This is a genomic window from Streptomyces sp. NPDC102278 (genome assembly GCF_044766345.1).
Lineage (GTDB): Bacteria > Actinomycetota > Actinomycetes > Streptomycetales > Streptomycetaceae > Streptomyces.
In genome coordinates, this window is the sequence record NZ_JBIWLV010000037.1 from 1 (window position 1) to 14136 (window position 14136).

The window sequence follows — 14136 nt, forward strand, 5'->3', positions numbered from 1 at the left end:
GCACGCGTCAAACCCTCCACCTCGATCGGATCACCCAGACCCGTCCCCGTTCCGTGCGCCTCCACCAAACCGATCGAATCCACCGACACCCCCGCGTCCCGCAACGCCGCCGAGATGACGTCGGCTTGCGCGCGCGGACTGGGCGCGGAGTAGCGGCTGGTGCGACCGCCGTGGTTGACGGCCGCTCCCCTGACGACGCCCCGGATCCGGTCACCGTCTCGCAGCGCGTCGTCATATCGCCGCAGGACCACGGCCACGGCTCCTTCTCCCGGTACGAAGCCGTCAGCCGTGCTGTCGAAGGCGCGGCTGCGGTGGCGGGGCGAGAGGGCCATGAGGTCGCCCATCGACCGGAAGTACTCCGGGCTGATGCCGGCGTGCACCGCCCCGATCACCGCCGTGTCGATGTCGCCGGTGCGCAGGTGCTGGAGTGCCGAGTGCAGGGCGACCAGTGAGGAGGAGCAGAGGGTGTTGACCAGTCCACTCGGTCCGTGCCAGTCCATCAGGTAGGACAGCCGATTGGCGATCATCGCCTCCAGGCCGAGGCCTCGCCCGTCGGGTACTCCGTGGCGCACCCGCTCCTCGTGGTAGTGGTCGTGGCTGTAGGCGATCCACAGACCGGTGCTGCCGTGGGCGCGGGCGCCGATCCGGCCGCCGTCCTCCAGGGCTTCCCAGATCGTCTCGTAGACGATCCGCGCCTGTGGATCGATCAGGGGCGCCTCGCGGGCCGAGATCCGGAAGGGTGCCGGGTCGAACTCGTCCACGCGGTCGAGGAACGAGGCGTGCGGGACCGGTCCCTCCGTGTGCTGCCACCGGCCCTCGGGCAGCGGGCGGACCGTGTCCCGGCCTTCGACGAGCAGCTCGGAGAAGGCGGCCAGGGAGCTTGCGGTGGGCAGCCTGATCGCGGCGCCCACGACGGCGACGTCGCGCGGCCGGGACGCCGGGGCGGCCTCGGAAGGCTCGGCCGTCCGCTCGGCGGCGACCTCGCGCGCGGTGACGGTGGCGATCGCCCGCGCCACCGGTGCGGGCTCCGCCGGCGTGGCCTCGACCTCAGCGGCCTCGGTGGCCTTGGTGGCCTCGGTGGCCTCGGTGGTCTTGGTGGCCTTGGTGCCTTCAGGGGCCGGGTCCGTCTCGGGGGCGGGAGCGGCGGCCGGCGACGGGCCGGCCGGAGTCGTCTGCGTGTCCACGAGTGCCGGTGCTTCCTCCGCGAGGAACTCGGCGAACTGCCGCGGTGTCGGGTACTCGAAGAAGACCGTCGGGTACAGGGACAGGCCGTGCTCCTGGGAGATGCGCTCGCTCAGCGTGACCAGCCCCACCGAGTCGAAACCGGCTGACAGGAACTCCGTGTCGGCGTGCTCCTCGGGGGTGCCCGTCAGCGCCAGGAACCAGGCGAGCGCTCGTACGGGCCTGGAGGCGGCGGGCGCCGCGGGTACCGGCGGGGCCTTGGGACGCGGTGGCGGTGCGACGGTCGTGGGTGGCTGTGGTGTCGTCGGCGCCGCGGGTTCGGCCGGCGCGGTCGTCTCCCCCGCGCTGAACGCCTCGACGGGAACCCTCTTGGAGGACATGTCGCCGAAGACCAGCAGGGGCGTGCCCGCCTCGTCGGTGACGGTCTGGGTGACCCGGCAGGCCTCGTCGTTCCAGAAGGCGATCTCCGTCCGTACGTAGGCGGCTCCGTCCAGAGGTCCCAGGACGTCCAGGCGGCCCACCGAGAGCGGGATGAACGCGGTGGCGTCCGCCGCGCCGAACACCGGGTTCGCGGGGTCGATCGCGGCGACCGTCACGCTGTCCAGGAGCCCGGGGAACAGTTGCACGTCGAGGGGGTTCATCTCCCGCTGTCGGGCGCCCTCGATCCGGGCGAGCGTGCCGCCGTCGGGGAGGCTCGCCACCCAGGAGATGTTCCGGTAGTAGCGGCCGTGGTGGTAGCCGATGCGGCGGAGCCACCGGTAGAGGCCCGAGCCCGCGTGCACGGTGGAGCGGGCACAGTCGGCCAGCAGCGTGGCGAGGGCGACGGGGGGCGGCGGCCCGGAGGGACGCGCGCCGGCGAGCCGGCCCGTGACGTAGGGCTCCCCGCTGTCGGCGTCCTCGACCCGGAACCGCCCGTCCGCGACGACCCGGCCGATGACCCGGCGGGCGCCGGACGCGATGAGCGGGCGGTGGAAGAGGACGTCCCGGGCGCCGTGGAAGGGTTCGCCGCGAAGGGCCGCGCCCTCGCGCAGGAAGTCGAACCAGGCCACGCCCGGGAGCATGAGCGTGCGGTACACGGCGTGCTGCGCGATGGGCGCCTCGGCCGGACCGAAGACGCGGGCGTAGGTGTACCCGGCCGCTCCCTCGTCCGACACCAGCTCCGCGGGTGACCCGGGTTCGGCGGAGCGCAGGGGCTCGGCCAGGTTCAGGGCCCGGCCGCGCGGTTGGGCGTGGGGCAGCAGGCGCTTGCTCCATGCCGTGCCGGTGGCCTTCTGGAACGCCGCCCAGTCGATGTCCCGGCCCGCCTGGAAGAGTTCCGCCGCGATCGTGGCGAGCTCCCGGGCGACCTCCCACTCGTCGCGGGCCCCGGCCAGCCGTTCGCCGACGTCATGGCCGGCGTGGCCCTGCGGGTCGTGTCCCCGCGCGTCGTGTCCCCGCGCGTCGTGGGGCGGGTCGGTGGCGCGTCGCAGGACTTCGGCCAGTGCCCGCTCCAGCGGGACACGACCCCACGCGAAGTCCGCGACCGCCTCCCAGCCCGGGGGCAGGTCCAGGGCGTCCTCGGGCGTTCCCCGGTCGCGCAGGGCGATCGTGAGGGCGACCGCGGACAGAATCCGCAGCAGTTCGCCGGAGAACTCGGTCGCCCGGGTGCCGGTGGCCGTCTCGAACAGGCCGACGACCTCGTGCACGGCCGGCGTGGAGCGGTCGAGGGCGAGCAGCCACGCGGGGGGGGCCGCGGCGCCCTGCGGGCGTATCGAGACGACGGTACGAGGAGAGCCGACGGTACGGGGAGAGCCGACGGTGTGGGCGGGCGGGGCGGCGGGCGTCAGGAGCCACGCGCGCAGCGCGGCGGCGAGCTGGTCCGCGTCGGCCCCGACGACGGCAGTCCGCTCCGTGCGGTGTGGTCGTGCCAGCCGGGCGGTGGCGCACGCGTCACCGAGGCCCGCGGGGTCCTGTGCCAGGGACGGCAGGAACTCCAGCCACTGGGCGGCCAGTTCGCGCAGCGCGTACGGGCTGTCGGCGGACAGTGGCAGCACGTGGACCGGCCGGGGCCGGGTGTCGGTCACCGCCGGCCCGGCGGGGGTTCCGGTCGGATCGGGGGCGGCCTCGACCACGACGTGGGCGTTGGTGCCGCCGAATCCGAATCCGCTCACGGCGGCCCGGCGCACGGGCGCGTCCGGCCAGGGACGGGCGGTGTCGGGCAGGTGGAAGGGGCTGTCGGCGAGGTTGAGGCGCGGGTTGGGCGAGTCCACCGCCACGGCCGGGACGGTGCCCTCGCGGAGCGCGACGATGATCTTCGCGAGTCCGGCCAGGCCCGACGCCGAGTGCAGATGGCCGATCCGGCGCTTGACGGAGCCGAGTGCGACGGAGTTCCGCGGGACGCCGTGACGCGCGAACACCTCGGTGAGGGCCCGCACTTCGATCGGGTCGCCGATGGCGGTGCCGGTGCCGTGCGCCTCCACGTACTGGACGGTGGCGGGGTCGATCGTCCGGTAGGCCTTGGTCAGCAGGTCGATCTGGGCATCGAGGCTGGGCGTGGTGACGCCCATGGTGCGGCCGTCGTTGTTGACCGCGACCGTGCTGACGGCTCCGAGGATCACGTCGCCGTCCGCCTGCGCCGCCCGCATCGGCTTCAGGACCAGGGCGGCGGCTCCCTCCCCGGGCACGTAGCCGTTGGCCCTGCTGTCGAAGGTCTGGCACAGCCCGTCCGGGGAGAGCGCCCCGGTACGGGAGAGGAGGACGAACGTCAGCGGGTCGATGAGCAGGTCCACCGCGCCGACCAGGGCGAGTTCACAGGTCCCGGCCGCCAGACTCTGGCAGGCGAGCCAGACGGCCGACAGCGAGGACGAACAGGCGGTGTCGACGACCAGGCTCGGGCCCGCCAGGTCGAAGCGGTCGGACAGCCAGGCCGCGGTGAAGTTCTGCGACCGTCCCCACAGGGCGGCGGGCCCGGGCTCGCCGGCCGAGCCCGGTGTGCCGGGCGGTACCAGCCCTCGGCCCCGGTCGAAGCCGTACCCGTTCATGCGCGCGCCCACGAACACGCCCGCGTCGAGCCTGCGGCGCACCCCCAGGTACCCCGCGTCCTCCAGGGCCCGGGCACCGACCTCCAACATCACCCGCTGCTGGGGGTCGAGGAACACGGCATCCTCGGCCGTCATGCCGAACGCCTCGTGGTCGAAGGAGAACGGGTCCACCAGGAACGCGCCGCGGTGGTGCGTTCCCTGGTGGGGGCCCTCGCCCCGGTACAGTTCGCGGGCCCACCGGCTCGGTGGGACCTCGCCGACCTCGACCCCGTCGCGGCGCAGCAGGGCCGGCAGGTCGACGGCGTCCTCTGCCCCCGGGAGCCGTACCGCGAGGCCGATCACGGCGATGCGGGTGTCGAGCTCGCTCACGGTTGTCCTTTCGTTCGACCCCTCGGTCGTGCCCGGGCCGTTCACCGCTGTCCGTCCCGCTGGAGCAGCGGGCGCAGCAGGGCGCTCAGGGCGGAGGCGGACGGGTCGTCCTGGTCGGGGGTGGGCGGTCGCCGGGTGGCCGGCGCCTCTCGGGAGGCGAGTCCGGCCGCGATGTCGTCGGCCGTGCGTGCCCGCATCAGGAGCGACGGGTCGACGGTCAGGCCACTGCGCTGTTCGAGCGCCGTGGTCAGCTCGGCGATCATCAGGGAGTCCAGTCCCAGTCCCGGCAGAGGGCGCTCCCCCGGGTCCTCCCCCAGGACGTGTACGAAGGCGTCCCGTACCCGGGCCCGCATGCCCGCCCGGTCGTGCCCGGCGCGCGGCGGCGCCGGGATCAGGACGGTCTCGGCCCGGTCCCGCGGGGGCGCGGCGCCGACGGACTCGGCGGGCTCGACGGGCTCCGCGGTCTCCGCCGAAGTGGCGGCGGTGACGGCGGTGGCGGGGGCGGTGGTGGCGGTGGTGGCGGGGGCGCTTCCCGGGAAGATCACGGCGCCGCCCGACCGCAGGTGGTCGATGAAGGCGTCCAGTGCCTGCTCGGCGCCGATGGAGTGGGCGGCGGAGAAGGACGCGTCCGCCTTCATGCCGATGCCGGTCCAGTTGGGCCACGCGTGCGCGGTGACCGTGGTGACGGGATCGTTCTCCCGCTCGGCGAGCGCCAGTTGGTAGGCGTTGGCGAGGCTGTAGTCGACCAGCCCCCGGCCGGCCAGTGCCTGCGTACCGGCGATCGAGGACACCAGGACGGCGAAATCGGCGCCCTCCTGCTTGGCCAGCCGTACGACGTTCAGGGAGCCGGGGATCTTGGGCGCGAGCACCTTCTCGGTGTCGCTCCACGGCCGGCGGTGCATCGCCCCGAACGGGTTGACCCCGCCGGAGGAGTGCACGACGCCGACCAGCCGTCCCCAGCGCCGGCCCAGCCGTCCGGCGACCGCGGCGAGTGCCGCGGGGTCGGACACGTCGCAGGGCACGTAGTCGACCTCGGCGCGCGCCGCCGGCTTCCGCAGGAGGGCGGAGCGCGCGGGGTCGAGGACCGACCGGCCGATGACGCCGATGCGCTTGGCTCCCTGATCGATCAGCCGCTCGATCAGGCGCAGCCCGACGGAGCCCAGTCCGCCGGTGACCAGGACGTACCCGTCGGCGGGCAGGACGTACGGGGTGCCGGGCGCCGCCGGCACGGGGTGCGGCGTGTACCGGACGCCCCGACGGTAGGCGGCGACGACCGTGCCGCCTTCGGCGTCTGTGTCGGTGTCGACGGCCCTCCCGGCCGCGAGGGCGCCGTACTCGGCGGCCAGGCGGTCGGCGAGCGTGTCGACCGGGTCGGCCGGGTCGAGGTGGACGACGCCGGTGGGCCTGCGACCCTCCGCGCCGGCGGCCCGTACGGCCATGGCCATGGCGGCCCGCTCCGGACGCAGGCCGCCGCGCTCGTCGGGGTGGACGGCGGCGTCGTGGAATCCGGCCCACAGCAACGCCCCGTGCGCGGGCAGCCCCGTCATCAGGCCGCTCAACTCGGACCAGAAGTCGCCCAGTTCGAAGGAGCTGTCGCCCCGGCCGGTCGGGGCGTCGATCACGATCGCCCCGTTCGCCTCTCGGTCGCGCCCGACCACGGTCACGCCCCGGCTTCGGAGGGCCTCCGTCAGCGCGTGCCCGAGTTCGGGGTCGGCGGTGACCAGGTGGACCGCGCCCGAGCCGGTACCGGGTACGGCTACGGACACGGGTTCCCGGACGCGCCACTCGACGCGTACCGCCTCGGCGCCGGCCGGGACCGGGCCGGACGCGGCGCCCTCCGAGCCGGTGGTGTGCCAGTACGATCCCCGCGCGAACGGATAGGTGGGGAGGTCCGTCGCGCGGGCGCCCCGGGCGGAGAGAGCGGCCCAGTCGATGTGCGCGTAGCCGACCCCGGCCAACTCGGCGGCGCCGACGGCTCGGTGCGGGGACGCGGCCGACGCGGTGCGGAGCGCCGCCGCTTCGGCGGTCAGGTCGCTGTCGACGCGGGCGGGCCGCATGCGGCCGGCGGCGACGGAGCGCAGCGCGGTGGCGAGTTCGGCGGCCGTCCGTCCGTGGACGGCGGTCTGGAACTCCAGTGGAGAGCGGCCGGTGTTGGCGGTGTGGCAGAGGTCGGCGGTCTCCCGGTCGTCGCGTGCCGCATCGAACCGGTCGGCGTACGCGGCTGCCAGAGCGCGCAGTGCCGACTCGTCGGCGGCGCTCACCCGCACCACGTGCGCGTCCTGGACCGAATCCTCCCGCGTCGAGGGGACAGGGGGCTCTTCCACGATCACGTGGGCGTTCACGCCGCCCATTCCGAACGCGCTCACCGCGGCTCGACGGGGGCCGCCGTCGCGCGGCCACTCCACCGCCCGGTCGGCCAGATAGAACGGTGTTTCCTCGAACCGGATGTGATCATTGGGCCGCACCACGTGCAACGACGGCGGAACCATCCCGTGCTCCATCGCCAACAGCACCTTCACCAAACCGGCCAGACCCGCCGCCGGCTCCAGATGTCCCACATTCCCCTTCAGGGAACCGATCGCACAGAACTGCGATCTGTCCGTCACCCCACGCCAGGCACGCGTCAAACCCTCCACCTCGATCGGATCACCCAGACCCGTCCCCGTTCCGTGCGCCTCCACCAAACCGATCGAATCCACCGACACCCCCGCATCCCGCAACGCCGCCCCGATCACCTCCTGTTGCGCGGCACTGCTCGGGACCGTCAACCCACTCGTTCGACCACCGTGGTTGACCGCACTGCCCTTGATCACACCCCGGATCCGGTCCCCGTCCCGCAACGCGGCCCGCAGCGGCTTCACCACCACCGTCACCACACCCTCACCCGGCACGAAACCATCAGCCCCCGCATCGAACGGGCGGGAGGCACCCGAAGGTGACAGGGCCCGCAGGTTTCGCATCGCGACGTAGTGCAGCGGGGACATGCCGACCCGGACGCCGGCGACGATCGCCTGCTCGCACTCGCCGTCGCGGATGCTGCGCACCGCCGTGTGCAGAGCGACCAGCGAGGACGAACACAACGTGTCGATCGTCATGCTCGGCCCGTGCAGATCCAGGAAGTAACTCACCCGGTTCGCCAGGAACGCGTTGTGGTTGCCGAGACCGCTGGGGGCGTCCAGCTCCGGCGCGATGTTGTAGTCCTTGTAGTGCTGGTAGCTGGCCCCCACGAACACGCCGGTGGAGGACGACAGTTGCCGTGGCGGCAGGCCGGCCGACTCCAGGGCCTCCCAGGCCGTGCGGAGCAGCCAGCGGGCCTGCGGGTCGAGGACCTCCGCCTGTTTGGGGAAGAAGTCGAAGAACCGGGCGTCGAACTCGTCCGCGTTGTCGAGGAATCCGCCCATGTCAGGCTCATGGCCGCCCGCGTACCGTCCCCAGCGATGGGCCGGGGCCGGGCGGATCTCCTCGTTCGAGCCGGCGAGCAGGGACCACAGCGCTCGCGGGTCCGCGGCGCCGGGAAGCGCGAGGGCCAGACCGATGACGGCCATGTCCTCGCCGGCCGCGGTGACTTCGAGGGCTGCCGGACCCGGAAGGGTTGCGGCGGGGTGGTCGGGGCCCGCCTCCGCGACCCGGGCCGGGGCCTCGGCCTCGGCGGGGACCTCGGCCTGAGCGGGCATCCGGGCCGGGGCCGCGTCGAACACGCCGTCGGCCGCCAGCTCCGCGACGTGCGCGGCGAGGGTTCGGCAGTCGGCGGCGTCCAGGACGTCCGTCGGGCTCAGCGGTACGCCGTACTCCGCCTCGACGTCGGCCGCGATGGCCGTCGCCAGCATCGAGTCGAGACCCGCGGCGGACAGCGAGGTGGTCGCGGTGACGCCCGGGTCGTGCAGGACGTTCCGCACCACCGCGACGATCGCCGCCTCCGAAGCCGCGACCTGCGGCGTGCGACGGGTGGGCCGCGAGGGCGGCGCGTCGTTGCCGTTCACCGTCCGGTACTCGACCTCGTCGAGCCGGGCCAACACCCGTCCGTCCGCGGCGAACAGGGTCGCGTCACCGCGCCGTGTGCCGTCGCTCGCGGGCTCGGCGCCTTCGAGCAGCACGAACGCCGTCCGCGCCGGATCCGCCCAGCGCGTCGCCCCGCCGATGGAGACCGGCAGGTAGGTGGCCGTCGGGGCCGCGGGGTCCGCCAGCGTGAGGACGGCCATGGTCTGGAGGGCGGCGTCGATCGCGACCGTCTGGGCCTCCAGCGGGCTGTCGGCGCGCACGTCGATCCGTACGAGCACCCGGCCCGGCCCGTAGTGCACCTCGGCGATGGAGCGGAGCGGGTCGGTGAGTTCCATGCCCTTCGCGGCGAACCAGGCGTAGAGGCCGTCCGGTTGCAGGGTGCGGCCGAGGCCGGCCCGCAGGGTGTCCAGGTCCGCGGCGGCGGGCGCCGGCCCGGCCGGGGTGTCGGCGGTGGCGAGTCGGGCGATGACCCGGTCGGCGTGCCGGAAGGAGGCCGGCCCCGCACGGTCGGAGTCGCCCAGGTCGCTGGTGAGGGGATGGGTTCCGGTGCCCCGGCCCGTGAAGACGATCCGGCTCAGGACGCGGCTCGATCGCAGCCCGAGGGCCACGGGAAGCGCCCCGGGCAGTGTGTCCTCGCCCAGCACCCGGTGGGCGGGCGCGAGCCGGCGTACGACCGCGGCCACGTCCTGCGCGGTCGGCGCCGCCGGTGGGACGGGCGCGGGGGGCACCGCCGCGTCGGCCGGCGCCCCGAACGGGTAGGGCGGCAGGGCGCGGTGCCGCGCCGGCGGGCCCGGGTACACCGCCGCCCAGTCGACGGCGCCGCCGCCGACGTAGTGCAGGGCCGGGCCGCCGAGGCCGGTCGAGGCGCTCTCCACCGGAGTGTCGCCGCGCAGGACGGTGCCGGCTGCCCGGTCCGCCAGGTGCAGCGCCCTGGCCAGGCCGGTGCTCAGCTCGTCGGCCGTGGTTCCGAGGAACGCGACCCGGTGGGCCCGGTGGTCGCGTCCGACGGCGCCGGTGCGGCACAGGGCGCCCAGGTCGTCGGCGGCCTCCCGCAGCAGCGGCCGGACGTCCGCGATGCGTCGCAGGAGGGCTTGCGGGGTGTGGGCGGACAGCACCAGCAGGTGCTCCTCCCCCGCGGACGCGGTCCCTCGGGCTCCCGCGCCGGACTCTGCGTACGGGGGTTCCCCGATGTGCTCCTCGACGATGACGTGCGCGTTGGTGCCGCCCATGCCGAAGGAGCTGATGCCCGCCCGGCGCGGTCCGTCCGAGGTCCACGGCCGTGGTTCGACCGGGATCACGAACGGTCCGGCGGACAGGTCGAGGTGGCTGCTGGGTGTCTCGAAGCCGGCGACGGGCGGTATCTCCCGGTGGCGCAGGGACAGCAGCACCTTCAGCAGGCCGGCGAGTCCGGCCGCGGGCTCCAGGTGTCCGATGTTCCCCTTCACCGTCCCGATGTGGCACGGACCGGTGCGGTCGGGGTCGCCGCCGAACACCTCGGTGAGCGCGGCGATCTCGATCGGGTCGCCGAGTCGGGTCGCGGTGCCGTGCGTCTCGATCAGGGAGATGTCCGCGGGCGCCAGTCCGGCGTCGGCGAGCGCGGCCCGGACGACCGCGGCCTGGGCTTCGCTGCGGGGCACCGGCAGGGCGCTGCCGCGGCCCCCGTGGTTGACGGCCGTACCGCGGACGACGCCCCAGATCCGGTCGCCGTCCCGCTCCGCGTCCGCGAGCGGTTTCAGCATCACGGCCAGCGCGCCCTCGCCGGGCAGGAATCCGTCCGCCCGCTCGTCGAAGGGCCGTGGCAGGGTCTCGGACAGCGCGCCGAGTTGGCTCAGGCTGCGGAAGTACCAAGGCGTCAGGCCGACTTGGCAGGCCGCCACGATGGCGGCGCCACAGTGCCCCGCACGGAGCGCGGCGACCGCCTGCTGGATGGCGACGAGCGAGGACGAGCACAGGGTGTCGACGGTCTGCGAGGGGCCGGTCAGGTCCAGCGCGTACGAGATCCGGTTGGCCAGTACCGCGTTCATGGAGCCGAGCGCGGTGTGCGGTCCGACGGTGTCCAGCCCTTGTGTGTCGCGGTGGTGGGTGTAGGTGGCGGCGACGAAGACACCGATGTCGCGGTGGTCGGCGAGAGCGCTGTCGTCCCGCACCGCCCAGGCGTGTTCCAGCAGCAGCTTCTGCTGTACGTCCATGTCCTCGGCCTCGCGTACCGAGATGCCGAAGAAGCTCGGGTCGAAGCGGTCGATGTCCGAGACGAACGCACCGGTGCGGCAGTAGGTGCCCGTCATTCGGGGACCGCGCGGCTCGAAGTGGGTGTCGATGTCCCAGCGTTCCGCCGGGACCTCGGTGAACGCGTGGCCGCCGGAGCGGAGCAGGGTCCACAGCTCCGCCGCGCCGCCGACAGTACCCGGCAGGTCACCGGAGACGGCGACGATCGCGACGTCCGCGTCACGACCGCCTGCGGGCGTGCGGCGTCGGTGGGTCGGGAGCTGGCGGTCGGAGGCGGCTGCGGGGAGCGGCTCGACGGGAGGGGTGGGCGCGGGTTCGGCGGACTCGGCCGGCTCGGCGGGCGGGACCGGCTCGGCGGACTCGGCCGGCTCGGCGGACTTGAACGGCTCGGCGGACTTGAACGGCTCGGCGGGCGGGACCGGCTCGGCGGGCGGGACGGCCGTGGGGGCCCTGCCCGGTTCGGCGGGCCCGGCAGGCGCCGCAGGCCCGACCGGCGCCGCGGTCTCCGTTTTCGCGACCGTGACGGCCGCGCCGTAGCGGTCGGTCAGGGCCCGGACCAGCTCGGCGAACTCGCCGTACTCCAGGAACAGCGTCGCCGGGAGGTGGATGCCCCACCTGCGGGACAGTTCCTCCGACAGTTCGACGCTCGTGATCGAGCTCATGCCGTAGTCCGAGAGGGGGGTTTCGCGGTCGAAGGACGCGACACCGAGCCGCTCGGCGAGGAATCCCTCCAGGGCGTCCGCGACGTGTTCCGCGGCGCCCGCACCCGAGCCGGCGGACCCGTCCGACCCGCCGGCAGCCGTGCCGTGTGTGGCAGGGGGGACTTCGGTCTCCGCGGCGTCCGCCTCGATGACCTCGTGGTCGGCGTCCGGATGGGCGACGATCACCTGGCGGGGGTCTTCCTGCGACCCCAGTACCGCGATGAGGGCGTCAAGGCCCTCCGCGGTGCCCAGCGGCCGGACCCCGCGCCGCCGCAACTGCTCCGCGACGGCCGTACCCATGCCCACCTCACCCCACAGACCCCAGGCGATGCTCAGCCACGGCGAACCGTGCGCCTGCGCGAAGGCGTCGAGGTAGGCGTTGGCCGCGGCGTACCCGGCCTGCCCGAGGTTGCCGAACGTGCCGGAGACCGAGGCGAACAACACGGCGAAGTCCAGGTCCTGCCCGGCCACCGCGGCCGCCAGCTCGCGGACCCCGTCGACCTTGGGCCGCATCACCGCCGCGATGTCCTCGACGGTGGCGCTGCGGATCAGGCCGTCCTTGAGCGTGCCGGCGGCGTGAACGACGCCGTGCAGCTCGCCGTACTCCGCGCGGGCCCGCCGCACGACGGCCGCCAGGGCGCCGGGGGTGGTGACGTCCGCCCTGTAGGAGACGACCTCGCAGCCGTGTGCCCGGATCGCGGCCATCCGCTGCCGGTCGGCGGCTGCCGCTCCGGAGCGGCTGACCAACGCGACGACGCCGGCGCCGTCCCGGGCGAACCTTTCGGCGACCTCCAGGCCCAGACCGCCGTGCCCGCCGAGGACGAGGTACCGGCCGCCCTGTCTGACCGGCCCCGGACGTGAGCGGGGTGCGGCCTGCGCCGAGCGGTCGAGGACCCGTACGGGTAACCGCCGGACACCCTGCCGGTAGCCGACCTCGGTCGGGCCGTCGCCGTCGCCGAGTTCCGCCAGGAGCGCGCGCAGGGCGTCGTCGGAGGACCGGTCGATGTCGACGAGGCGCGGGCGCAGCCCCGAGTACTCGATGGCGGCGGTACGCAGGAAGCCCCACAGGGCGGCGCGCGCGGGCACCGGCCGGTCTTCGTTCGAGACGGCCTGCCCGTCCCGGGTCACCACGAGGAAGAGGCCCTTGCGCTGCCGCTCGCCGAGGGTCCGCAGGGCGGCCAGGCAGCCGTGGACGCCGAGGCGGAGTTCCGTCTCCTCCTCCGGGGCGGCGTCGGACACCTCGCCGGCGTTCCACAGGTGCACCACTGCGGCGATCGGGTCCCCGACCTCGTCCCAGAGCCGGCGGAACGCCTCCTCGTCCGGCTGCGCCAGCGTCCGCCGGTCGGGGTCGAAGGCGCGGTCGCCGTCATGCCCGTGCCCCTGGGGCCGGGCCGGCCCGATGCCTACCTCCACCACGCGGGCGCCGTCGGACCGCAGTCGCCCGGCGGCGCGCGCCCCGAGGCCGTCCGTGGCGCCGTCGTGCAGTACCACCCAGGTGCCGGTGACCGGTTCGGTCCGGGCGGGGTCCGTCGGTGCGGGGCGCCAGACGATCCGGCTGACGGGCAGTGCGGACGGTCGTGCCGGGGTCGCGGTGGCGGTCGGTCGCGAGCCGGTGGTCGTGCGCCGCATGCGCAGGCCCCGGAACTCCGCGGCGACCTCGTGGGAGGGCCCCAGGAGCGTCGCGTCGGCGGTGGCGTAGGCCCCGTCCACGCCGGTGCGGCGCACCAGGACGGTCGCACCGGTCGACAGCGCCGAGAGGTCCGTGAGGACCCGGAGCCGGGCGATGCCGATCGGCAGCATGGGGTGGGGGCCGTCCGGCCCGGTGAGGTCCTGGAGCGCGCAGCTGACGACCTGGAACACCCCGTCCACCAGGAGCGGGTGGGCGTACCAGGGCACGGGTTCGGCGTCGGACCGCAGCGTTGCCCTGGCCGCGCCGTCGTCTCCGACGGACAGGCCCCGGACGGTGCGGAAGTCGGGCCCGTACCGGAGGCCGTCGCGGGCCCAGCTGTCGTACAGCCGGTCCGGGTCGATGGCGCGCCCGTCACTGGTCCCCGGGCCGGCGAGGGACTCGGCGGAGGCCGGGACATCGCCCGGGAGCAGCAGCCGGCCGGTACCGGTGGACAGCGGCTTGCGTTCACCGGCCACGACCGTGCTCAGTTCGAAGCGGGTCCGCGATCCGAAGGACACGTCGAGCCGGACGGGAGCCGTCGCGTCGTCGCTGAGGGTGAGGGGCCGCAGGAACGTCACGTCGGTGAGTTCCAGCGGAGCGAACGGCCTGCGTCGGGCGACTCCCACCATCGCCATCTCCAGTTGCACCGCGGCGGGCAGCAGCCCGACGCCGGCGGAACGGTGTTGTGCGATGAAGGGCTCCTGGCCCGTGAACGTCTTCTCGTAGGTCTCGGCCGGGTACGTCACTGTCCCTCGCTCCGGTGCTCGTAGTGACGGTCGAACAGGGGGTGGCTGACGGTGGTCGTCGCGGCGCGGCTGCGGCGTGCGGCGGGAGCGATCAACTCCTGCCGGTTGAAGGGGTAGGTGGGCAGGGTCATGGTCCGGTGGCCCTTGCCCGCGTGTACTCCCGACCAGTCGAGATCCCCCGACGTCCCGTTCACATACGCCGCCAACGACCCGTGCACCTCCAC

The 14136-nt window shown here is 74.4% G+C and carries 2 protein-coding genes and 1 pseudogene; all 3 read right to left on the reverse strand.

Features of this window, described 5'->3' with window-relative positions; translation table 11 throughout:
• A partial coding sequence (locus ACIRO3_RS36630) for a beta-ketoacyl synthase N-terminal-like domain-containing protein (RefSeq protein ID WP_404144066.1) occupies window positions 1-4571 on the reverse strand: 4571 nt, incomplete at its 3' end.
• Between the two features lie 41 nt (window positions 4572-4612).
• Window positions 4613-13912: an SDR family NAD(P)-dependent oxidoreductase gene (locus ACIRO3_RS36635; protein WP_404144068.1), complete on the reverse strand. Its 9300-nt coding sequence runs from the start codon at window positions 13910-13912 to the stop codon at window positions 4613-4615.
• Window positions 13909-14136, reverse strand: a pseudogene (locus ACIRO3_RS36640) (acyltransferase); the annotation flags it as partial. The pseudogene ACIRO3_RS36640 and the gene ACIRO3_RS36635, both read right to left, overlap by 4 nt.